At 63.3% G+C, this 21,911-nt stretch carries 19 protein-coding genes; 8 read left to right on the forward strand and 11 right to left on the reverse strand.

Going from position 1 to position 21,911, the window contains the following annotated elements; all coding sequences use genetic code 11:
- Window positions 1-2 precede the first annotated feature (2 nt).
- Both GGQ68_RS16815 and GGQ68_RS16820 read right to left on the reverse strand, forming a co-directional pair.
- A complete protein-coding gene (locus GGQ68_RS16815; RefSeq protein WP_183968052.1) occupies window positions 3-914 on the reverse strand; it encodes an ABC transporter permease in 912 nt (303 codons plus the stop codon).
- Window positions 911-1,984: an ATP-binding cassette domain-containing protein gene (locus tag GGQ68_RS16820; RefSeq protein WP_183968054.1), complete on the reverse strand. Its 1,074-nt coding sequence runs from the start codon at window positions 1,982-1,984 to the stop codon at window positions 911-913. The genes GGQ68_RS16815 and GGQ68_RS16820 overlap by 4 nt, the downstream gene beginning before the upstream one ends.
- A gap of 284 nt (window positions 1,985-2,268) precedes the next feature.
- On the opposite strand from GGQ68_RS16820, the gene GGQ68_RS16825 reads away from it, so the two are divergent.
- The 4 genes from GGQ68_RS16825 to acmB all read left to right on the forward strand — a co-directional run bounded on the left by GGQ68_RS16825 (window position 2,269) and on the right by acmB (window position 8,077).
- A complete protein-coding gene (locus tag GGQ68_RS16825) occupies window positions 2,269-3,249 on the forward strand; it encodes a GntR family transcriptional regulator (protein WP_183968056.1) in 981 nt (326 codons plus the stop codon).
- Window positions 3,250-4,081: 832 nt separating this feature from the next.
- On the forward strand, window positions 4,082-4,966 hold the full coding sequence (locus GGQ68_RS16830; RefSeq protein ID WP_183968058.1) for a helix-turn-helix domain-containing protein: 885 nt from the start codon (window positions 4,082-4,084) through the stop codon (window positions 4,964-4,966).
- A gap of 187 nt (window positions 4,967-5,153) precedes the next feature.
- Entirely contained in the window at window positions 5,154-6,812 is a 1,659-nt protein-coding gene (locus GGQ68_RS16835; RefSeq protein WP_246429404.1) for a flavin-containing monooxygenase, read from the forward strand.
- 77 nt (window positions 6,813-6,889) lie between these two features.
- On the forward strand, window positions 6,890-8,077 hold the full coding sequence (gene acmB / locus GGQ68_RS16840; protein WP_183968059.1) for a methyl acetate hydrolase AcmB: 1,188 nt from the start codon (window positions 6,890-6,892) through the stop codon (window positions 8,075-8,077).
- Between the two features lie 406 nt (window positions 8,078-8,483).
- Here the strand turns inward: acmB and GGQ68_RS16845 are convergent, their stop codons facing one another.
- The 8 genes from GGQ68_RS16845 to GGQ68_RS16880 form a co-directional block, all read right to left on the reverse strand.
- Window positions 8,484-9,746 (reverse strand): amidase, encoded by a 1,263-nt coding sequence (locus tag GGQ68_RS16845; protein ID WP_221235621.1) that lies wholly within the window; start codon window positions 9,744-9,746, stop codon window positions 8,484-8,486.
- 14 nt (window positions 9,747-9,760) lie between these two features.
- Entirely contained in the window at window positions 9,761-10,366 is a 606-nt protein-coding gene (locus GGQ68_RS16850; protein ID WP_183968063.1) for a malonic semialdehyde reductase, read from the reverse strand.
- 30 nt (window positions 10,367-10,396) lie between these two features.
- Window positions 10,397-11,731: an amidase gene (locus GGQ68_RS16855; RefSeq protein ID WP_183968064.1), complete on the reverse strand. Its 1,335-nt coding sequence runs from the start codon at window positions 11,729-11,731 to the stop codon at window positions 10,397-10,399.
- Window positions 11,728-11,919 (reverse strand): hypothetical protein, encoded by a 192-nt coding sequence (locus GGQ68_RS16860; RefSeq protein WP_183968065.1) that lies wholly within the window; start codon window positions 11,917-11,919, stop codon window positions 11,728-11,730. The genes GGQ68_RS16855 and GGQ68_RS16860 overlap by 4 nt, the downstream gene beginning before the upstream one ends.
- Window positions 11,920-11,952: 33 nt before the next feature.
- A complete protein-coding gene (locus GGQ68_RS16865; protein WP_183968066.1) occupies window positions 11,953-12,963 on the reverse strand; it encodes an ABC transporter permease in 1,011 nt (336 codons plus the stop codon).
- A complete protein-coding gene (locus tag GGQ68_RS16870; RefSeq protein WP_183968067.1) occupies window positions 12,960-14,561 on the reverse strand; it encodes a sugar ABC transporter ATP-binding protein in 1,602 nt (533 codons plus the stop codon). The genes GGQ68_RS16865 and GGQ68_RS16870 overlap by 4 nt, the downstream gene beginning before the upstream one ends.
- Entirely contained in the window at window positions 14,561-15,667 is a 1,107-nt protein-coding gene (locus GGQ68_RS16875) for a sugar ABC transporter substrate-binding protein (protein ID WP_183968068.1), read from the reverse strand. The genes GGQ68_RS16870 and GGQ68_RS16875 overlap by 1 nt, the downstream gene beginning before the upstream one ends.
- A gap of 186 nt (window positions 15,668-15,853) precedes the next feature.
- A complete protein-coding gene (locus tag GGQ68_RS16880; RefSeq protein ID WP_183968070.1) occupies window positions 15,854-17,092 on the reverse strand; it encodes an MFS transporter in 1,239 nt (412 codons plus the stop codon).
- Window positions 17,093-17,215: 123 nt separating this feature from the next.
- Here GGQ68_RS16880 and GGQ68_RS16885 point away from each other — a divergent pair, with 123 nt between their 5' ends.
- The 4 genes from GGQ68_RS16885 (at window position 17,216) to GGQ68_RS16900 (ending at window position 20,441) form a co-directional block, all read left to right on the forward strand.
- Entirely contained in the window at window positions 17,216-17,968 is a 753-nt protein-coding gene (locus tag GGQ68_RS16885) for a GntR family transcriptional regulator (protein WP_183968072.1), read from the forward strand.
- 142 nt (window positions 17,969-18,110) lie between these two features.
- Window positions 18,111-19,190, forward strand: coding sequence for a pyrimidine utilization protein A (gene rutA, locus GGQ68_RS16890; RefSeq protein ID WP_183968074.1), 1,080 nt, complete (start codon window positions 18,111-18,113; stop codon window positions 19,188-19,190).
- 104 nt (window positions 19,191-19,294) lie between these two features.
- Complete coding sequence (locus GGQ68_RS16895; RefSeq protein ID WP_183968076.1) at window positions 19,295-19,786, forward strand: flavin reductase family protein; 492 nt, start codon at window positions 19,295-19,297, stop codon at window positions 19,784-19,786.
- 1 nt (window position 19,787) lies between these two features.
- The gene (locus GGQ68_RS16900; protein ID WP_183968078.1) at window positions 19,788-20,441 is read left to right on the forward strand and encodes an isochorismatase family protein; all 654 of its coding nucleotides are present in this window, start codon (window positions 19,788-19,790) and stop codon (window positions 20,439-20,441) included.
- Window positions 20,442-20,686: 245 nt separating this feature from the next.
- On the opposite strand, the gene repC is transcribed toward GGQ68_RS16900, so the two are convergent.
- Window positions 20,687-21,757: a plasmid replication protein RepC gene (gene repC / locus GGQ68_RS16905; protein ID WP_183968080.1), complete on the reverse strand. Its 1,071-nt coding sequence runs from the start codon at window positions 21,755-21,757 to the stop codon at window positions 20,687-20,689.
- Window positions 21,758-21,911: the final 154 nt, after the last annotated feature.

Here is a 21,911-nt window from a genome sequence, read left to right on the forward strand (position 1 = left end):
GCTCACATCTCCTTGCGCAGGTCCACGACGCGCAGGGCGAGCGTGATGACAGCGGTGATGATGATGGTCAGGACAACGCCCGCGACGGCGGCAAAGGCCCATTTCAGCGATCCGACCTGGCTGACGATGATGTTGCCCAGCAGGTTGACCTTGCGACCCGAAAGGGAGGCCGCGGTGGCGAATTCGCCCAGCACCATGACAGAAACGAAGATCGCGCCGACGATCACACCCGGCATGGACAGCGGCAGCACGATGCGGCGAAAGATCGTCCCGAAGGAAGCGCCAAGGTCACGCGCGGCCTCGATGGTGCTTTCGTCGATGCGGGAGATCATGAAAGTGATCGGACCGACCATGAACACGCAGTAGATCTGCGTCATGCCCACCAGGACCGAGAACTCGGAAAACAGCAGGAAGGTCAGCGGCTCGTTGATCAGCCCGAGGTTCATCAGGATCGTGTTGATCGCGCCTTCGGTGCCCAGCATCGGACGCCAGGCAATCACGCGGATCAGGAACGACGTCCAGAACGGGATCACGCAGGCCACCAGAAGCGCGGTCTGCACCGTCTGGTTTTTCACGAAAAGGCCGATGAAAAGCGCCACCGGATAGCCGACGACCAGCGTCGCCACCAGCACGATGGCCCAGATCCGCAGCGTTGTCCCGATCGCCCCGAGATAGGTCGCCGAAGACAGGAAGCGCTCCCAGCTCGCCGTGGTCAGCGTGTCGTTCACGGCAAAGGTCGTCTGCGTCCAGAACGACACGTAGATCACCATCAGCATGGGCAACACCATGAAAAGGATCATCCACAAAAGGCCGGGTGACAGCAGCATCAGCGCGCGGCGCCGCTCGTTGGCCTCCCGCGCGGCGGCGGGGCTGGTCTCGGTCGTGTCGGGCATGTCTGTGGTCACCGTTGTCATGTGGAGGCCCCCTCGAAAAGCAGTGCATCCCCAGGCGCGTAGTGCAGCGCGTAGCTGCGGCCTTCGGTCAGCTCGGGCAGGCGCGGATCGCCCAGGTGATCGACCACCTGGATCAGGGCACCATCGGGCGCACGAAAGAAGGACAGCGCCGTGGGGCCGTTGAATTCACCCGTGACGTAGCGGGCGGTGAAGTGGCTGCGCCCGCCGGGCACCGCATCGAGGTCCGACACACCAAGCTGGTCGAAGCGCAACGCGATCTGGGCGGCGGCACCCTCTGCCAGAGGGCGCGACAGCGGCAACATCCCGGCGGACGTGTCGAGGGCACCCGCCCATGCCGTGCCTTCCAGCAGGTTCCAGGCGTTCAGGTGGCGCGCGGCGGCCGGGTTGTGCGGCCGGGTGAACAACTCGGTCGATCCGTCCGCCTGTACGATGCGGCCATCCGACAGCACCGCGACCGTGTCCCCCATGGTCAGCGCCTCGGTTTCCGAGCCCGTCACGTGAAGGAAGCTGACACGCAGGCGTTCGCGGATGGCGCGCAGTTCGTCGCACATCCGGTTGCGCAGATTGGCATCGAGCGCGCCCAGTGGCTCGTCCAGCAACACGATGCGCGGCTCGGTCACCAGCGTCCGCGCCAGCGCCACACGCTGTTTCTGCCCGCCGGAGATTTCACCGACGCCGCGATGGCCAAATCCGTCGAGCCCCACAAGCTGCAGTGCGTCCGCAGCACGTTCCGTCAATTCCTTGGGATCGGCGCAGGCCCCGGTCTCACGGTACTTCAGGCCGAATTCGACGTTTTCCTGAACGGTCAGGTGGGGAAACAGCGCAAAGTTCTGAAACACGAAACCGATGTCGCGCCTGTGCGGCGCCTTGCCGTCGAGCCGTTCACCATTGAGCGAGATCTGGCCCGCGTTCGGTTCCTCGAAACCGGCGATCAGTCGCAAGAGCGTCGTCTTGCCCGCGCCGGAGGCGCCGAGCAGCGACATGTAGGTGTCGTCCGGCACGATGAGGTTGAGGTCTTCGAGCGCGACGGTTTCACCGTATCGCCGCGTCACCCCGCTGAGATTTAGCACGCTTCACTCCCCGTTTTTGATTTTCTGCACACAAACATCGTTTTTTGATTCCGGCAAGAAATAAATGATCTTTGCGTACAAAATTCGTAAACCGCCTGAACTCTGTGCGTTTTCGCTTGGCAAAGCGTACTTTTGAGGGCTGTATTGCGTGAACAGGACGCAAAACGCCAAATTTTCGCCCGCCTGGTTGTGGTGATTGCATGCAAACAACCAAAAGACTTGGTGCACGTTATAAGGTACAACTGTGGGACCGACCCAACGGCCCCGACGAAAAGGACCCGCAGATGCCAGAGGATGCCTTCGGCCCCAGGCGCAGCCCCCTGTTCCAGAGCACCGCAGATATTCTGCGGCGCAACATCGACAGCGGCACACTGACACCGGGCCTCGTGCTTCAGGAAAGTGCGCTGTCTGAACGGCTGAGCGTGTCCCGCGCCACGGTCAAACGCGCCCTGTCGCTGCTGGCAGACGAAGGCCTCCTCTGCCGTTTCGACGGTCGCGGGTATCTGGTGGCCGGACGCGACAGCCCCCGGCGGCTGGACCTGCGCAGCATCGAGCTGGACCTCGATCAGCTGGACGAGGATGCGGGCAAACCCAACTGGCAGCGCCTGCAAGAAGAGATGGAAGCCGACCTTGCGCGCTGCCTGATCTTCGGCCGCTATCGCATCATCGAGGCGCTGGTCGCTGAACACTTCGGTGTCAGCCGCACGGTTGTCCGGGATGTTCTCGGGCGCCTGCAGGAGCGTGGTCTGGTGACCAAAAGCAACACCTCCCGCTGGGTCGTGGAGCCGCTGACCGCGCAACGGTTCCGCAACAAGTTCGAGCTCGCCTCCATCCTCGAGGTCGCCGCGCTGGAGACCGCAATGCCCGATATCGAGGCGCTTGGCCGCCTGAGCGCCGACATCCGCGCCCTGCCACAGGACGGGCCGGATGATCCCGACATCTGGTTCGACCTGGAGGGCCGGTTTTACGATCTGGCGATCCTCTCCACCCCGAATGCCGACCTTGCTGGATACGTCCGGTCCAATCGCGCCGCGCTGCGATCCTCGCAGAAAGTGCTGTTTTCGCTGGGCCTGCCGCCGGATCGACAAACCCTGTCGGAGCACGGGATGGTCGTCGACCTCATCCTGGCGCAGACCCGGTCCGCCGCGGCCAGCATGCTGTCGACGCATCTCGGGAACGCGCTGAACCGAACCATCGCCCAGCTCAAGATCGTCTCCGTGCTCGACCCGCCGGACGACCTTGCGCCCTACCTCCAAGCGGGCTGACCCCCTGCCCTGCGGATCACACTTCCCGGCAAGCACCTGCGGGCCATGGAGCAGCGCCGCCAAAAGGATCTGAACACTCGATCCGAAGCCAGGAAAACTGGACCGTCAGGCTCAAACCACCCGGCCAGGCGCAGCAATTTTCCTTCGCTCACGGTCACCCCTGGGATGTCCGCCACCCATATCGCCAAACCTTCGGCCGCCTCCTGCCGTCAATCCAACGCCGTCGCACATGGGATGGGGTCGATGGGCGTTGATGATGTAACCGCCCCCGACGGCACTAACTTAGCAAGGCCGCATCCGAGCTTTGTTCAAAACGACACCTTATTTGCGCAGCACCCGACCGGCGGCCTTGGGCCTATGCGCTCCGCCTGAGGAGCACCTGTTCCGCTGACATGGCGGCCTGAGCGAGGCGCGGCTCCGGGTCTGGTCCTGACACAATAACCTGTCAAAGCCCCCCCGTTCGCGGCAAATGAGATAACTGGCGATATCGAAAAAACCCGCGCGTCACCCGCGCAGTGGCCCGCGCCTGCACCGGTCACAACATGCGACGGAGGTGGTACCCCCCGTGGGTGTCTTCGGTCGAAGTGCGCCACCAAACCTCGCGGATCGTGCGACTCGCCCGCTCCGAACGACGGCGCAGACAATAAACTGCACCGGCTTGCCCCTGTCAGGCGTGCGGCGCGGAACTCAGCAGAAGGTCGCGTAGAAATGGGAGGCCACATTTGCTAAGGTCACGGATGATCTGAACCAGTGCGTCGCTGCGAATCGTAAAGGCTGGAGGCATCTGGAAAGACCCCGAATTCGCCGGATATCAAGATGGAGGAGACGCTTGATGGAAGGGTTACTGTCATTTGAAGACCTGCCCGACTGGGTGCCGGGCGACGTCCTTTTGTCCAGCGACGGTCAGGACTGGCGGAACGTCGCGCTGAGGTCCTACCACTATCGAGGCCAGGACGTGGTCGTCCCCGCGATGAATGATTTCATGCTTGTCAGTTACAAGGCCGGCAGCACGCCCATGCAGCGACGTTTCGATGGCCGCTGGACGCGGGAGACCCTCGGACCCGGCGCAACATCACTGCTGACGCGGGCGCAGAAATGCTGCTGGAACTGGCGTGAAACAATCGACGTGACGCACCTTTATCTGTCTGGCTCTCTGGTGGCCGAGGTCGCCAGCGAGGTGATGGACTGCAGCGTCAGCAAGGTGGCACTGCATGATATCTTGCGCACGGACGATCCGGTGATGTCGCACGCGGTCGACGCAATCGCCGAGGAAACCCGCAGTCGCGGACTGGGCGGCGCGCTCTACGTCGACACCGTCGCGCGCGGGCTGATCATTCACATGCTGCGCAACTATGCCTCCGTTCGTGTGCAAGAAACCAGACGGTCTGGCGCGCTCTCTCCCCTGCAGGAACGCCGGATCATCGAGTTCATCGATGCGAACCTGAACAGCTCTCTGGACCTGAAGATCATGGCGACGGCTCTCGGCCTGACGCCCTGCCTGTTTGCCCGGCAGTTCCGGCGCAGCTTTGACAAGCCGCCCTATGCCTTTGTGACGACGCGCCGTCTGGAACTGGCGCGGCGCCTGCTGGCCACCACCGACCTGCCGATCAAGGCCATCGCCTCGGATTGCGGCTTCTCCGATCAGGCGCATCTGACACGCATGTTTTCGACCGAGTTCGGCCAGACGCCCGCCGTGTTCCGCCGTCAGGCGTCCTGACCCGGCCCGATCTGCGCCCGCGTGTGTTTCGTTCAAAACCACCGGCGCCATGTCCGGATCATTCAAAAACACGCACCCAAACGCTCAAGACACCCCGCAAGAGCGGCTCCACACTCGCCTCATGTCCCCGTCGCGGGACGGACGACACGGCCTGGAGGAGGCCGCACCAATGGAGGAGGAGAAGCGCATGTTGGATACCACGAAGGACCGAAACCCGATGCCGGAGGAGCTGGACGCCCTGGTGATCGGGACTGGGGTCTCCGGACTTTACGAATTGCACCAGCTTCGCCAGATGGGGCTGAAGGTCCACGCCTGTGACGCCGCATCGGACGTGGGCGGCACATGGTACTGGAACCGCTACCCGGGCGCGAAGTTCGACAGCGAGGCCTATATCTACCAGTACCTCTTCGACGAACAGCTCTACAAGAAATGGACATGGAGCGAACGGTTCCCCGGTCAGCGCGAGATCGAGCGCTGGATGCATTACATCACCGACAGCCTTGACCTGCGCCGCGACATCACCTTTTCGACCACGATCACAAGCGCGACCTGGGACGAGACAAGTGGCCTTTGGACGGTCGAGACCGATCAGGGCGACAGCGTCCGGGTGCGGTATCTGGTCTGCTGCACCGGGATGCTCTCCGCGCCGCTCACCGACCGCTTTCCGGGGCAGTCGAGCTTCGACGGGCAGATCGTGCACACCGCCCGCTACCCAAAGGAGGGTCTGGACCTGCAAGGCAGGAAAGTCGCGGTGATCGGGACCGGCGCCACCGGCATTCAGGTGATCCAGACCATTGCGCCCGAGGTGGACCAACTGACCGTCTTCGTGCGCACGCCGCAATACGTTCTGCCGATGAAGAACCCGAAATACGGCCCCGCAGAGGTGGCCTGGTACAAGGGCCGCTTTGACGAGCTGAAATCCACCATCCCGCACACCTTCACCGGCTTCGAGTACGACTTTGAACAGGCCTGGGCCGACCTGACGCCGGACCAGCGCCACCAAGTGCTCGAAGACACCCACGCGGACGGTTCGCTCAAGCTCTGGCTGGCGTCCTTTGGCGAGATGTTCTTCGACGAAGAGGTCAGCGAGGAAATCTCGGAATTCGTGCGCGAAAAGATGCGCGCGCGGCTGAAGGACCCGCGTCTGATCGACATCCTCGTGCCCGGTCCCGACGACTACGGCTTTGGCACCCATCGCGTGCCGCTCGAAAGCCAGTACCTCGAAACCTATCTGCGCGACAATGTGGAGGCGGTCAGCGTCCGCGACAATCCGATTGCCGAGATCGTGCCAGAGGGCGTCAAGCTGCAGGATGGCACCGTCTACGAGGTCGATGTCATCATCATGGCCGTGGGCTTTGACGCGGGGTCCGGGGCGCTGTCCCGGATCGACATCACCGGAACCGACGGCATGACGCTGGCCGAAGAATGGCGCAAGGACATCCGCACCACGCTGGGGATGATGAAATACGGCTTCCCCAATCTCTTCATGACGGGCGCTCCGCTGGCCCCGTCCGCTGCGCTGTGCAACATGACCACCTGCCTGCAACAGCAGACAGAATGGATCACCCGATGCATCCGGGATCTGCGCGACAGTGGCAATGACGTGATCGAACCGACACAAAGCGGCGAAGACGCCTGGGTCGCGCATCATGACGAGACCGCCAATGCCACGCTGATCTCGAAGACGGAGTCCTGGTACAACGGCGCGAACGTGGCCGGAAAACCGCGTCGCGTCCTGTCTTACACCGGCGGTGTCGGCACCTACCGCACCCTGTGCAACGAGATGGCCGAAAAGGGCTACCCGTCCTTTGTCATGCGCAAGACAGCCATCCCGGCGACCGCCTGACCGCTGTCAAACGACCGGTCCGCCCCGATCACGTCGCGGGGCGGACCACCACTCGGTTCAATAAATGGGAGGATACCATGAGCCATAGTTTCAATGCTGACGCCATCCTGAAGGACGTCGTCGCGGGCGATCCGGCCGTGCCCGGTGTCGTGGCGATGGTCACGGATCGTGAAAGGAACATCTACGAAGGCGCCGCAGGCCTCCGCCGGACAGACGGCGATACCGCGATGACCACCGACGATGTCTTTGCCATCTTTTCGACGACCAAGGCGATCACGGCCACCGCCGCGCTACAGCTTGTGGAGGAGGGCAAGCTGGATCTCGACGCCCCGGCCAGCACCTACGCCCCCGAGATCGGAGAGCTGAAAGTCATCGAGGGCTTCGACGCGGCAGGCGAGCCGATCCTGCGTGCCCCCAAGCGCCCCGTGACGACCAAGCATCTGCTGCTCCACACCGCCGGTCTCGGGTATGACTTCTTTTCCGAAACCTACAGCCGACTGGCGCAGGAAAAAGGTCAGCCCAGCGTCATCACCGCCTCAAAGGAAGCCCTGATGACGCCGCTGCAGTTCGATCCGGGCGACAAGTGGGAATACGGCTCCAACATGGATTGGTGCGGTCAGGTGGTCGAAGGCATCACCGGCAAGCGCCTCGGAGAGGTGTTCCAGACGCGGATCTTCGACCCGCTCGGGATCGAGGACATGACCTTCGAGCTCACCGACAGCCTGCGCAAACGGTTGGCCGGGATGCATGCGCGCGGCGCGGACGGGTCGCTCACACCGATGGACTTCGAACTGCCGGACAAGCCCGAGGTCCACATGGGCGGGCACGGGCTGTACGGCACGGTTGGCGACTACATGAAGTTCATCCGCATGTGGCTCAATGACGGAATGGGCCCGAACGGTCGCGTGCTGAAACCGGAAACGGTGGCCATGGCCGAAAAGAACCACCTGGGCGACAAGAAGATCGGCATGTTGCCGGGCGTGATCCCGTCACTGTCGAACGACGCCGAATTCTTTCCCGGCCTGTCGAAATCCTGGTCCTACAGCTTCATGGTCAATGACGAGGAGGCCCCCACAGGCCGTCCCGCCGGGGCGCTCGGCTGGGCGGGTCTAGCCAACCTGTTCTACTGGATCGACAGGGCCAACGGGGTCGGCGGCTTCTGGGCAACGCAGATCCTGCCGTTTGGCGATCCGGCTTCGTTTACCGGCTACATGGATCTCGAAACCGCCTTCTACGCCTCCCTGAAGGCAGCCAAGGCGGCCTGACCGAACAACCGCGACCGCCGCCCCTCCGGCGGTCGCCCACTAATGTGCAGACAGGTGGCAAACCTGATCGCTGGCCGCACCGGACGCACAACAGACCGACGACGCGGGGCGGCGGACTGATTTGCCCCGCCCTGCCCCAATGTTGGCTTTCCCGGCACGTTGCAGCGTCCTTTGGCAGGCGCGCATGGTGTCCACAGATCGGGTCGCTGAGGGCCAGCCATGGACTTGCCCACCAGCGATGGATCGCACGGAATTTCATGCCACGTGAGGCCACCTCATGACGCCGATGGCGCTGGATCACGTGTCATCACGGTGCGCACAGCCCAACCGGTCACGCCCCTTACGCATCATGGTGCGGGGCCGGGACCTTGCAGCACTGAAACGCTGCTCGGCACCCCAAGCACGCCTAGCCCACCGGGGCGACCGCCTCCGGCATCAACAACGACGCCGCCCGGATCACCCGCCGATCCTCATACCGCCGCCCGATCAGCGACACGCCCACAGGCAGCCCCGCAGCCGTGCGATACATCGGCACGTTCACCACCGGCACCTGCATCAGCGTCCACATGCTGTTGTACGTCGGGTCGCCCGTCCCGATGCCCTCTGGTGCAACCCCGGTGGCCGAAGGCGCAAGGATCAGATCCAGCCCACCCTCGAACAGATCGTCCAGCAGCCCACGACACAGGTCCGCCTGCCTGTAGGCCGCGCGCGCCTCGATCGCCGTCGGCGGCGCTGCCACCATGTCGGAAAAGAAAGCACCCAGATCCGGCGTGGCCCGCACCTCGTTCAAAAAGGCCGACGCGCCTTCGCGGGCCAGAACAACCCGGTGCGACTCCAGAATGCCATCGAACGCTTCGGGCAAGGTCAGGTCGAACACCTCCGCGCCCAAAGCCAGCAGCACCCCTGCCCCGTTTTCCATCGCGGCGCGGCTGTCCGCATCGGCGGCCTCCGGCGTGGTGCCGTAGCTGATGCCGATCCGCAGCCCCGCAAGGCTGTCCGGCACATCGCACCCGTCAAAACCGAACACATCGGCCAGCAGCTCCAGATCCGACGCCGCCCGCGCATACAGGCCAACGGTGTCGCAGGTGGCGGAGTACATCTTTGACCCCTCACGAGAGATGGCGTTCCACGTGGGCTTCATCCCGAAGACCCCGCAGAATGACGCGGGCCGGATGGTCGAGCCTCCGGTCTGCGTGCCCAGGGCAAGCGCCGTCATCCCCGCCGCCACGGACGCCGCAGAGCCAGAGGACGAACCGCCCGGCGTGCGCGCCGCATCATGCGGGTTCGTCGTGCCCGGCCCGACGGTCGTTGACGCAAACTCCGTGGTGCGCGCCTTTCCGGCGATCAAGGCGCCCGCGCTGCGCAACGTGTCGACGCAGGCCGCATCAATCCCCGGCTGCGATCCCGCGTAGCGCGCAGAGTTATGCGCCGTGGGCATGTCCCGCGTCAGCAGCACGTCCTTCACCGCAACCGTCACACCTTTCAACGGGCCGTCGGGCAGCGCATCCGCCTCGGCCCGCAGCCGGTCCGCATCGAAAAACGCAAAGGCGTTCACCGCAGGCTCGACCTGCTGCACACGTGCGATCATATCCTCCGCCACGGCCATGGGAGGCGTGCCAGCGGCCACCGCCTCGACCATCTGCCGCGCGGTGCCTGCATGAAATGTCAATGGCTTGTCCATGGTCAGACCATCACGCAGGCGTCGTCAAAGGACAGGCGCGGCAACCGTCCCCAGACCTTGTCCGGGTCGCCATAGCCGATGTTGCAGATGAAGTTCACCTTCCACGTCGTCCCCGCCAGGAACGCCTCCTCGACCTTGTCCGCCTCGAACCCCGACAGCGGCCCGCAATCCAGCCCCAGCGCGCGCGCCGCCATGATCAGGTAGCCGCCTGCAAGCGATCCGTTGCGCATGGCGGTCTCTTCGATCAGGGCCGGCGAGCCGGTGAACCATGATTTCGCATCCCCATGCGGGAACAGCTCCGGCAGCTTCTCGTAGAATTCCATGTCGTGGCACACCAGCACCGTCACCGGCGCGGTCATGGTCTTGTCCACGTTGCTTTTCGACAGCGCCGGGGCAAGCTTTTCCTTGCCCTCGGCCGTGCGGATGAACACGAACCGTGCAGGCGAACAATTGGCCGAGGTCGGCCCCATCTTCACCAGATCATACAGCTGTTCCAGCGTCGCATCGTCCACCGGCGTGTCCCGCCAGCCATTCTGCGACCGGGCCTCCAGAAACAGCTGATCCAGCGCCTCCGGGCCAAGCGTGTCTTGCAATTCCAGATCTTTCATATCGTCGTCCTTTACTATTTCGTCCGCCCTTCAGGCGGGTTCCGGCACGCGCAGGCTCGCGGTTTCCAGCGTCCGCGCCAGATCGGCCAGCACATCCTCAGAGCACGGCGCCCCCACCAGTTGCAGCGACAGCGGCCCCCGGTCGGTCCAGGCCACCGGCAGGCTGATCGCAGGCAGCCCCAGCACCGACGCAGGCCGCGCAAACCGTGTCATGGCAGAGATCATCCCCGCAAGCGACGCCCCTTCAAGCCGCGCCAGCGCGTCGATCTGTGGCGGCACATCGGGCAGCATCGGCAGCACGATCACGTCCACATCCCTGAACACCTCGGCGATCTTGCCTTGGGCAATGTCGCGGATCTGACGCGCGCGCAAATACGCCTGCGCCGAAATCGCCGCGCCCTGCACCAGCCGCGTTCTGACCTGATCGCCATAGCTGTCCGCATGCGCGCGCAAGCGGTCGGCGTGTACGGTGGCCGCTTCCCCCATGGCGATGACGTTGGCAGGTTCGTCCAGCGTGCCCAGCCAGCCCAGATCAAGGTCGCGGTCCGCATGACCCGCCAGAACCAAGGCTTTGCGCTCCTCGTCCAACACCTGCGCCATATCGGGCGACAGATCGCAGGCGAAATCGCCCGCATCAAAGCCCAGCCGCAGCGGCCCGGTCTCTTGCGTCTCCGCCCGTGTCGCGCCGCCGGTCAGAACCGACAGCACCCGCCGCGCGCAATCCACGCTGGCGGCGAGCGGCCCGACGCAATCCTGTGTCCAGCTGAGCGGCATGGTGTGCGACATGGGCACCCGGCCCGGCGTCGGCTTGATGCCCACAACGCCGTTGCAGGCCGCGGGCAAGCGGATCGACCCGCCGGTGTCGGACCCCAGCGCCGCGGGTACGATCCCCATGGCCACCGCCACGCCGGACCCCGACGACGACCCGCCGATGATCGCCCCCGGCACCACCGGATTGGGCGGCGCGCCGTGGTGGTGGTTCATGCCGGTTGGCCCCATGGCGAACTCCGACATCTGCAAGCGGCCCAGATCCACGGCCCCTGCCCCGTCGAGCCGCGACAGCACCTCGGCGGTGTTCTCCGCCACATAGGCCGCCGAGGGATGCGCCCCCCGCCCCATGCGCGCGCCCTGCCGCTCGAACATGTCCTTATGCGCCAGCGGCACCCCGGCCAACGGACCCAAGGCCGCCCCCGCCGCGCGGGCCGCATCCACGGCCTCCGCCTGCGCACGGGCGTTATCCAGCTCCACCGTCGAAAACGGCGAGGCTGTCCCGGCGGCCGCAATGCGCGCCTCGGCCTGATCGACCAGGGCACGGGACGTCACGCGCCCCGCCTCCAGATCGCTGAGCAGTTTGGCAATGGTCATGCGCTCTGCCCTGCCTCGAACGGGGCCCGCGCCGCCAACCCCGTGCGGGTCTCGCGCTCATCCCACAGCGGATGCGACATCACGCCGAACTCCACCCGCGTGCGCTGATCCTCAAAGATCGCGCGCTCTTCGTCGGTGGGCGAGCGGCCCAGATAAGCGCGCAGCGCGTCATGTTGTGTGTCTGTCATGGTCTCGTCTCCTTGTCGTGTATCAGCCAAAAGTCAGCCAAAGTTCTGCGGTTGCCGCTTGCGCACCAGCTGGCTCAGCGACACGGCCACGATCAGCGCGCCGCCATAAAACAGCGATTGCACAAAGGCATCCGCGCCCAACATGGTCAGCCCGGTGATCCCGGTGATGAGGAAATAGACGCCCACCAGCGTTCCGATGGGGTTGAACCGCCCCGGATAAATCGCCGTCGCGCCCAGGAACGCGGCCGCAAAGGCCGGCAGCAGCAGCGACAGACCCGACGTCGGATCCGCCGACCCGGTCATCCCGGCGTACAGCACCCCGGCCAGCACCGACAGCACGCCCGAGGACACGAACGACATCGCCCGCACCCGGTCCACAGAGATGCCGTTCAGCCGCGCCACCTCGCGCCCGCGCCCCACGAACAACAGCTTGCGGCCCGCGATGGTGTACTCCAGCGCCCACCACATGATCAGCGCCACCGCCAAACCGTAGTAAAACGCCAACGGCACGCCGAACAGGCGCTGGATCACCACGACCTCCACCAGATCCATCGACACGCCCGCCACGGTCCGCGAGTCCGAGATCCACAAGGTCATCCCGTTCAGGAACGTCCCCAACCCCAGCGTCACGATCAGGCTGTGGATGCGGAAATACAGCACAAAGAACGCGTTCACCGCGCCAATCAGCGCCCCGATCACCAGCACCACCACCACGGACCAGCCGACGCCCCAGCCCCAGTTCACATCCGACACCGCCACGAACATCGCGCCGAACACCAGCGCAGAGGCCGCCGAGAGGTCAAAATCCCCCGACGTCAGCGGCACCAGGATCGCCAGCGCCAGCACCACCAGCACCGCCTGCGATCCCAGCATCGACGAGATCGTGCGCCATTTCAAAAACGTCTCCGGCAGCATCGCGCCAAAGACGCAGAACAGCGCCAGCCACGCCAGCACCAGCGCATAGCGCTCCGCCTCGCGCTTGAGAGAGAAACCCGAAAACGCGGACCGCGCCCCGGAGGATTGCGGATTGTCCGTCACACTCATTGCGCGGCCTCCTTCAATGGGTTTGTGTTGGCAACGCCCGGATCATGGAAACAGGCGCGCGCGATACCTTCGCGGGTCAGCGCAGCGCCACTCAGGCAGGCCACCGCCTGTCCTCGGTGAAACACGAACACCCGGTCACACATCTGGGCAAGTTGTTCATAATCGGTGGAAGCGCACAGGATCGTCGTCCCCTGCCCCACCGCCTGATCGAGCGCGGCAAAGATCTGTTGCCGCGCGCCGTAATCCACGCCCTGCGTCGGCTCATCCAGCAACAACAACTTGGGCGCTTCGGCCAACCACTTGCCCATGATGACCTTTTGCTGATTGCCCCCCGACAGCGTCGACAGGTTGACCTCGGTCCGCGCGGGCCGCACGTCATAGGTGCGGATCAGATCCGCGGTGCTTTCGGTCAGCGCGGTGCGCCGCAGACCCAGCCGCCCACGCATCCGCCCCAGCCCAAGGAACGTGGCATTTTCCTCCACCGTCAGCCCGCCGATGCAGCTTTGGTGCATCCGGTCGCCGGGGATCAAACCAAGGCCCGCCCGAATGGCACGATCGGGCGAATGGCGCTTGATCTCCACCGGGGTTTGATCGCCAAGGCTCAGACGCCCCTGCCCCGCCATCGCGCCGAACAACAGATACGGCACCTCGGCAAAGCCCGAGCCGATCAGCCCCGTGACCCCCACGACTTCGCTGCGGTGCAAGCTGGCATCGAACCCGGCCAATCGCCCGCCGGACAGCCCCTCGATCCGGGCGACGACATCCTCGCTGGCTGTGCGCGGCGCGCGTTCATAGGGTGCAATAGCGCGCCCCACGATGGTATCCAGTACCTTCTGACGGGAGGTCTCTGCCGTGGTCATCACCGCGCCGACACGCCCGTCGCGCATGATCGCCACGCGGTCGGTGATCGCCAGCACCTCGTCGATATCATGGGTGACGATGATGACGCTGGCCCCGGTTTTCTTGATCTGGCGCAGCAGGGTGAACAGCTTGTCCACGTCCTCCGCCGACAGGAACGGCGTCGGCTCATCCAGCACCAGAATGCCCTCGCCAGACCGCCCGGCCTCTGACCGCCGCAGCTCTGCCAAGGCGCGCAGGATTGCCACGTAGGCGCGCTCCACCGGCGACAGCTGCTCCACCGTATCGGAGGGCTCGATCTGCAAGCCGAACTCCTCGAACAGCTTCCGCATGGCCGCGCGTTCCTGCCGCCAGCGGATGCCAAAGGGGCGCGGGCGGGCGTCATCCGCCACCAGCATGTTGTCCGCCACGCTCAGCGACGGGATCAGCGCCAGATGCTGATGGACAAAGGACACGCCCATCCCCCGGATGCGAGCGGGGTCGAGAGGCAGGGGCAGCGTCTCGCCCCACAGCGTGACCTTGCTGCCCGGCTCTGGCGAGTTGAATCCCGCCAGAACCTTGATCAACGTGGACTTGCCCGACCCGTTTTGCCCAAGCAGGCCAAGGATCTCGGCCCGCTTGAGGTGGATCGACACGCCCTTGAGCACCTCGACCGGGCCGAATTTCATCCGCACGTCGGCCATGCGCAGAACGTCGGCCTCATGCTGGCTGACAGGCGATGTGAGGGGCGCGACATTCATCAGTCTTCGAGGCCCCAAAGCTTGCGAAAGCCCGCCAGATGGGTGTCGCCGTAGCCAGAGTCGAAGTCCGCCGGAACGCCCGCCGTCTCGACATTTTCCGCATCAAAAACCAGCAACGGAATACCCAGCGTTTCCGGCACCTCCAGCCCGCACAGCGTGCGCATCTGGGCGTCCACCGCCGCATACCCGGCCCAGCCAAGGCTCTCGCCGATGTTCATCTGCACCGTGCCCTCGCGCACCATGTCCAGAACGAAGGGGGTGCCGTTGAAGGACGCCATGCCCACATCGGTCGCGCCCGCAATGCGCAGTGCCGGTGTCACGAACTGCGTCATGGAATCGTAGATCGGCAGGATGTAATTGAGGCCCGGATCAGACAGCAACGCCGATTGTGTGCCCGACTGAATGCGCGTGGCCCATTCGTTCACCGGCACGTTCAGGTATTCCTGTTTACAGTCCGGGCAGTATTCCGACAGGCTCTTCTGGATCTGCTCGACGAATGGCCCGGTGGGCAACACATCGTCCGACCCGATGATCAGCACGTTGGGCTTGCCCTCCGTCTCGACAAAGGCCCAGGCCGCCAGCAGTTCCCCTGCCCCGCGAAAGTCCACCTTGGCCGATCCGTCCACGAAGTCCGCCTGCTCCTGGCTTTCGTCATACAGATGCGAGGTGGTGACTTTCAGCCCCGCCTCGCTTGCCTCGCGCAGTTGCGGTCCCAGCATCTCCGGGTTCAGCCCCCCGGCCACGTCCACCAGATCGTAGCCTTGCGCAATCGCCTGGTTGACCCCTTGGATCCAGGTGTCCGACGCGCCCTGGTTTTCCCAGGTGGTGTAGGTAAAGCCCACGTCGGCGGCGGCGCGTTTCATCGCCTTTTGCAGCTCCACATTGAACGGGATCGCCATGGACACAGGGATGGAGAAGACGCTTTTGTCCGCCATGCAGGCTTTGGCATCGAAGGGTGCGCCCTGCGCCTCGAACGTGGGAATTTCACGGTGCGCCTCGATCACCGCCAGTGCGTCGGACATGGCATCCGCCACGGCGGAGCTGGGCAATAGCGCGGGCGCGGCCATCAGCGCCGCAGCGGTCAAAGTCAATTTCTGCGTGGTCATCATCAATCCCCTGTTGCCAAACGCGAAGCAGATCTTGCGCCTCTTCGCTTGGGTTTGATTGTCCGTACTTTTGCACATATCAAAAGGGATTTTCTGCAAGGACCCTCGTATTTACGGAAACTCTTCGCGCCAAAGATTAACCTTTAAGCAAACCTTCGGCCCATTCACGCTAAAACAAGTCCGTACTCATTTTTCGATTCGGCCGCGCGCCGCCTGACGGAACGACAGCACCGCCCCCACCAGACCGATCGCGGAGAACAGCATGAAGCACTGCTCATATGTTCCCACCACATTGTAGACCAAGGCAAAGACCGACGGCCCGATGATCACCCCGATGAAGGTGTAGACCAGCAGCGCCCCGGTGTTCGCGCCCACCTTGCCTTCGGGCGCCGTGCGGGCCGCCGCTGCCAGGAACACGCCGTTCCACCCCGTCGCCACCGATCCCAGCGCCACCAGCAGCACCGCCTGCGCCCAGCCCGGCATCACCGCGATCCAGCCCAGGCTGAACATGATGGCCCCCGCCAGCACGCCGATCACCCCCAACGTGCGGAACCCGCCCAGCCGATCCGCCGCGACGCCCCAGCTGATGCGCCCGACGGCCCCCGCCAGTTGCAACCCCGCCGCCACCGCACCAGCCGCCACCAGCGACCAGCCGTGCTCCACCAGCATCACCACAGTGAACGCCGTCGCCACCAGTTGCAGCGCAGAATACAGACCGCCCAGAACCGCCAGCGTCCGCAGCCGGTCGTTGCGATACAGCTCTGCCTGATCCTGCGCCGCGCGCCGGAACGGGTTGCCCCGCCCGGCCCCGCGCCGCACCGGGGCAAAGCTGAACCTCGTCCACGACCACACCATCAGGCTCAACGGCACCAGCGCCGCCGCCACCAGTGCCAGCCGCCAACCGTCCTGCGCGCCGTGAAACAGCACCGCCAGCGACGGCAGCGTCACGGACGCCAGCACCGCACCCAGCGGCACGCCGGTCTGCTTGATGGAAAAGATCAGCGAATGTCGCCCGCCCCGCGCCGTGCGGTTCAGGATCTCCGACGAGGCCGGATTGTTCAGCCCGTAACAAATGCCAAACAGCGCCGACCCCAGCACCATCAGAACCGGCTGCGCGCTGGCCAGCAACAACAGCCCCACGGCAAAGGCGCCCATCTCGAACACCACGACCCGCTCGGCGTGGAACGTCTCCACCACGCTGCCCGCCACCGCAGAGGCAAACACCCCGGCAAAGTAAATCAAGCTGATCTGGTAGCCGATCCAATGCGCGCCGATCCCCAGCGAGGCCGCGACCTCCGGGGCCAATGCGGTCAGCGCCAATGTGCTGAGCGTGGCGGCGACCTGCACGCAGGTCATCAAGATCAGGGCTTTGACCCACTCGGGGCGCCCTGACACCTCGGGCTGGCTCGACACATATTCATTCATTGGTATTATGTCCGTACTCATTCAACGCTTTCGCTGATCAAACACCAGCGCGCCGCGTCGAAGCAATAACAAAAGTACGTACTTATAAACAATACCGAAACTGAATCGGGAGGAGAGCCGAGCATGAAAGACGACGAGATCGATCAATCAGAGAGCACAAACACACCGCTGTACCTGCGTGTGGCGCATAAGCTGGAACGCCAGATCGTCTCTGGCGAGCGCGCGGTGGGCACCTTGCTCCCGCCAGAGGCGGAATTGGCCGTGCAGCTGGGTGTCAGCCGCCACACCATGCGCCAGGCCATCGCTCAACTGCGCCAACGCGGGATGCTGTCGGCGCGCAAAGGCGTCGGCACGCGTGTCGAAAACGCCCGCCCGCAATGGCGCGACAGGTTTCGCGACAACAACCGCGATGATCTGTTCGAATTCGCAAGCGAAAGCGAGATGTTCATCCGAACAAAGGAACGCCGTGGCCTGCGCGGCAAAGAAGCCGCCGAACTGGGCGTGCGCCCCGGTAAAACCCTTATTTATATGGAGGGTCCGCGCCACTTTATCAACGAACCGCTGCCGTTTTGCTGGAACGAGGTCTATCTGGATCCCATTGCCGAACCGGTGATCAAGGACATGGAGGTGCAACGCTCCTCGCTCTTTCACCTGATCGAGGCCCACACCGGCGAACGCATCGTCGACATCCAGCAAGAGATCCGCGCCGTCACCATTCGCCCGGACATCTGCGAGCAGATCGGCCAACCCGAGGGCACCATCGGGCTGCGAATCACGCGCCGCTATCTGGCCTCCGGCGGACGCCTGATGGAATTTGCCATCCAGACCTCCCCGGCAGACAGCTTTGCCTATCGCACGCATGTAAAAGCGACCTGACCCGCACATTTGCCCGTCTTTTGTGCAAGACGTCAGTTTTCGACATTAGTACGGACTTATTTCAGAACCTTTCTCTAGACCGGCTCAGAAAACGCCCTGTTAAGTTCGGACTTATCGAACACACCAACAGGAGGTCTTTCTCATGGACATGGGCGTCTTCATCCCGATCGGAAACAACGGCTGGCTGATTTCCGAGGCTGCACCGCAGTACAAGCCAAGCTTTGAGCTTAACAAACAGATCGTGCAAAAGGCCGAAGGCTACGGTCTGGAATTCGCGCTCTCGATGATCAAGCTGCGCGGCTTTGGCGGTAAGACAGAGTTCTGGGACCACAATCTTGAAAGCTTCACCTTGATGGCGGGCCTCGCTGCGGTCACCACCAAGATCAAGCTATTTGCCTCCAGCGCGATCCTCACCCTGCCCCCGGCGATTGTCGCCCGGATGGCCAGCACGGTATCCAACATCGCGCCGGGCCGCTTTGGCGTGAACATCGTGACCGGCTGGGCCGAGGCCGAATACAGCCAGATGGACATGTGGCCCGGCGATGCCTACTTTGGCTACCGCTACAATTACGCCGCAGAATACGTCAATGTCATGAAGGAACTCTGGTCAAAGGGATCGTCCGATTTCAAAGGCGAGCACTTCAAGATGACCGACTGCAAGCTCTCCCCCGCGCCCGAGGGCAAGGTGGAAATCGTCGCTGCGGGTCAGTCCCCCAAGGGCATGAAATTCGCCGCCGACTACGCCGATTATAACTTCATCATGGGCCAGGGGGTGAACACACCGACCGCTGTGTCCGAGATCTGTGACCGGCTGGCAACCGCCGCCACCGAGAGCGGCCGCGACGTGGGTGCCTATTGCCTCTACATGATCATCGCAGAAGACACCGACGAGGCAGCACAAGCCAAGTGGCAAAAGTACAAAGACCACGTGGACGCCGATGCCCTCGCCTGGATGGCCGACCAGGGCAGCAAGGACAACGCTGCCGATGCGAGCTCCACCGCGAAACACATCAACCTTCCTGAAGGCGCTGTTAACTTCAACATGGGCACGTTGGTCGGCTCTTACGAGACAGTGGCCGCCATGCTCGACGAAGCCGCAGAGATGCAGGGTGTGGCCGGTATCATGATGGTGTTCGACGACTTCCTCGAAGGGCTCGACAAGTTCGGTCAGAAGATCCAGCCGCTGATGTCGTCTCGCGCACAGGTGCAGGCCGCGGCCTGATCCCCTGCCCTTTTCTGGCGCATGATTTTGCGCCGCACCTTCGGGCCGCTGGCAGGACAGCGGCCCGTTTGCATTCCACTCTTTGCCAACCGGAAAGCCAAGACATGATCCCTATCGATTTCAAACAAGGCATGCGTCGCCTCACCGCGGGCGTCAGCCTGATCACCGTAGACACTGGCACGGCGCGACACGGGCTGATCGCGACAGCGGTGACATCGCTGTGTGCCGAACCGCCAAGCCTGCTGATCTGTGTGAACCAGACCGCGTCCATTCACGCGCATCTGGCAGACGCCGAAAGCTTTTGTGTGAATGTCCTGTCACAGGATCAACAAGCCATCGCCCAACGCTTTGCCACACCCAAGAACCGGGAGAGCCGTTTCGACGTGGGAGAATGGATGACGCTCGATACCGGGGCACCCGCCTTGGTCGGGGCTCAGGTCAGCTTCGACTGCAAGCGCGTGGGACTGACTTCCTTTGGAACCCATTCGGTGTTTATCGGAGAGATCGTATCGTTAACCGACTGGCAAACGGACTGTGATCCGCTGATCTGGCACGACGGAAAGTTCACAGCCCTGCCGCAGATGGAGACCGCCTGACATGTCGGACAGAGACAGCAACTACGCTGGCGTCTATGACCGAAGCGTCGGCTTTGGCGAGCGACCCGCATTGCTCATGGTGGACTTCGCGCAAGCCTATTTCGATCCGGAGTGCCCATTGTACGGCGGAGATGGATGTGCAAACGCATTGTCAGCCGGACTGGAGCTCCGGCGGGCGGCTCGCGCGGCGGGTGTTCCTGTGATCCTCACGCGGGTGAGCTATCATCCAACCGGTGTCGACGGAGGCCGCTTCTTCGAGAAAGCCGCACCGCTGGAAGCGTTTCTACCGGGACGATCCACAGCGGAGTTTGCGGACGGACTGACACCTGAGACGGATGAGGTCATCGTGACCAAGCAGTACCCTTCGGCGTTTTTTGGAACATCCCTCGCGCCGATGCTGACCTCCATGGGGTGCGACAGCGTGCTGCTGACAGGCTTGACCACATCGGGGTGTGTCCGGGCGAGCTGCGTCGATGCCATGAGCCACGGGTTTCGGACGCTGGTCGTAGCTGAGGCCTGTGGAGATCGACATAGCGCGCCACATGAGGCGAACCTGTTTGATATGAACGCCAAGTACGCAGACGTGGTGAGCCTGCCTGAGACATTGGCGTATTTGCAAAGGCACGCGTGTCAAACTGTCAAAATTGTCAGCTGACAATTCTAACGATTAGCTCTGATCCGAACGCCGTTCCCAAAAGTGGGGCGGCGTTTTATCTTGCCTGAATCCGAAAAGTGGGAAAATTGTCAGCTGACAATTCCGACGATTAGCCGTGATCCAAGCGCCGTTCCCGAAAGTGGGGCGACGTTTTTTTGTGCCCGAAGCCGCAAAGTGAAAAAATTGTCAGCTGACAATTATCGGACTTTTGACTTGGCGCGAGGTTAACCATGCGCACGCTCGATTCAGACAAAATTGTCAGCTGACAATTTTGCAGTTTTCGCCGCCTTAAGCATTCCTTGCATGTTGAACAGGCCACTCTCGGAACGGGCGGAGAGGGCGCGGAGGTAGGCTCCCGGGGATTTGACGCTGCCGAGCATCTCAAGAATGCAAAGGACCGCTGTGGTGGCTCTTTCAGCGCCCATACGACGCTTTGCATCCACGTAGACCTGTTGGTCGATGCCCATCATACCATGCAGGCGGCTTGCCACAGTGTGAAGCGCTGGCCAGTCGGGCGCAGGCGTTGGGAAGAGCGCCTGGTATTCATGGCAACTGTCCAGCACGTCGGATAGGGCAGGGGCTTCGGAAGGTTGAGAAACCGTTACGGGAGCGTTCTTAGATACAGATATGGATTTATCTGTATCCTGTATGTGCCGCTCATTTTGGTGGGGCGTGGCGCTCATTTCTTTGGCGGGTGCGACGATTGTCAGCCGGTCTTCCACAGCGTCAGCGAGTGTTTCCAAGCTGTCGGTGCTGAGTTTCCGGCGCAAGGAAAGGCGCGCGTTTTCGATCATTGGATCGTCGCTGGGGCAACCGTCATCAAGCAGGCGCTGCCGGGCTGCGGCGATGCGGGCGCGCAGGGCAGAGACATGGGCACGTCGTTGCACAGCCTCTTCTGCGGCGTCGAACACCTCGGCGGCAGAGCGGGCCAGCGGGCTGAGATCGAACCCGAACGCCACGCCGCCAAACCGGGCAAAGCGTTTGCGGTTGGCACTGTCATGACGGACCACGAGGCCGGACTTCACCAAGGTGGACAGGTGGCGCCGAAGCGTGCTTTCGGGCATGCCGTTGAGCCTGTCGCTGAGAACCCGGTTCGAGGGATAGACCACCCCGGCACCGGCAGTGCGCGGCAGGTCACGGTCGGGAAAGAAGCTGAGCAGAGCGCGCAGCACATTCAGGCTGCGGTGGGTGAGGCCGAAATTCTCGGCCGCCTGGGTCAGCGCATCCAGCAGCGCCCATTTGTCAGCCGGGAAATCCCTGGCCTCTGGGCGCAGCAAAACGGGCTGTCCAGCATCAATGCGAGACAGTTTTGTCATTTTTTAGTTCACGAAAGACAAAAAAAGACCGTCCACCGAATCGGTAGCGTTGACAGGATCAGGGGATACGGGCTATCTCAAGAGTGCGAGAAATGAGAGAGCTCTCCGGGACCAGTCCTGGGGGGCTTTTCTTTTGTCCTGTTGTCGTGCCTCC

Source organism: Sagittula marina (genome assembly GCF_014196795.1).
GTDB lineage: Bacteria > Pseudomonadota > Alphaproteobacteria > Rhodobacterales > Rhodobacteraceae > Sagittula > Sagittula marina.

What these genes read in the sequence shown, in the direction of transcription:
- rutA (WP_183968074.1), top strand. Translation starts at nt 18,111, where the DNA reads ATGGACATGGGCGTCTTCATCCCGATCGGAAACAACGGCTGGCTGATT.
- GGQ68_RS16850 (WP_183968063.1), bottom strand. Translation starts at nt 10,366, where the DNA reads ATGAAAGATCTGGAATTGCAAGACACGCTTGGCCCGGAGGCGCTGGAT.
- GGQ68_RS16870 (WP_183968067.1), bottom strand. Translation starts at nt 14,561, where the DNA reads ATGAATGTCGCGCCCCTCACATCGCCTGTCAGCCAGCATGAGGCCGAC.
- GGQ68_RS16825 (WP_183968056.1), top strand. Translation starts at nt 2,269, where the DNA reads ATGCCAGAGGATGCCTTCGGCCCCAGGCGCAGCCCCCTGTTCCAGAGC.
- GGQ68_RS16855 (WP_183968064.1), bottom strand. Translation starts at nt 11,731, where the DNA reads ATGACCATTGCCAAACTGCTCAGCGATCTGGAGGCGGGGCGCGTGACG.
- GGQ68_RS16815 (WP_183968052.1), bottom strand. Translation starts at nt 914, where the DNA reads ATGACAACGGTGACCACAGACATGCCCGACACGACCGAGACCAGCCCC.
- GGQ68_RS16865 (WP_183968066.1), bottom strand. Translation starts at nt 12,963, where the DNA reads ATGAGTGTGACGGACAATCCGCAATCCTCCGGGGCGCGGTCCGCGTTT.
- acmB (WP_183968059.1), top strand. Translation starts at nt 6,890, where the DNA reads ATGAGCCATAGTTTCAATGCTGACGCCATCCTGAAGGACGTCGTCGCG.
- GGQ68_RS16830 (WP_183968058.1), top strand. Translation starts at nt 4,082, where the DNA reads ATGGAAGGGTTACTGTCATTTGAAGACCTGCCCGACTGGGTGCCGGGC.
- GGQ68_RS16860 (WP_183968065.1), bottom strand. Translation starts at nt 11,919, where the DNA reads ATGACAGACACACAACATGACGCGCTGCGCGCTTATCTGGGCCGCTCG.
- GGQ68_RS16900 (WP_183968078.1), top strand. Translation starts at nt 19,788, where the DNA reads ATGTCGGACAGAGACAGCAACTACGCTGGCGTCTATGACCGAAGCGTC.
- GGQ68_RS16880 (WP_183968070.1), bottom strand. Translation starts at nt 17,092, where the DNA reads ATGAATGAATATGTGTCGAGCCAGCCCGAGGTGTCAGGGCGCCCCGAG.
- GGQ68_RS16835 (WP_246429404.1), top strand. Translation starts at nt 5,154, where the DNA reads ATGTTGGATACCACGAAGGACCGAAACCCGATGCCGGAGGAGCTGGAC.
- GGQ68_RS16895 (WP_183968076.1), top strand. Translation starts at nt 19,295, where the DNA reads ATGATCCCTATCGATTTCAAACAAGGCATGCGTCGCCTCACCGCGGGC.
- GGQ68_RS16885 (WP_183968072.1), top strand. Translation starts at nt 17,216, where the DNA reads ATGAAAGACGACGAGATCGATCAATCAGAGAGCACAAACACACCGCTG.
- repC (WP_183968080.1), bottom strand. Translation starts at nt 21,757, where the DNA reads ATGACAAAACTGTCTCGCATTGATGCTGGACAGCCCGTTTTGCTGCGC.
- GGQ68_RS16875 (WP_183968068.1), bottom strand. Translation starts at nt 15,667, where the DNA reads ATGACCACGCAGAAATTGACTTTGACCGCTGCGGCGCTGATGGCCGCG.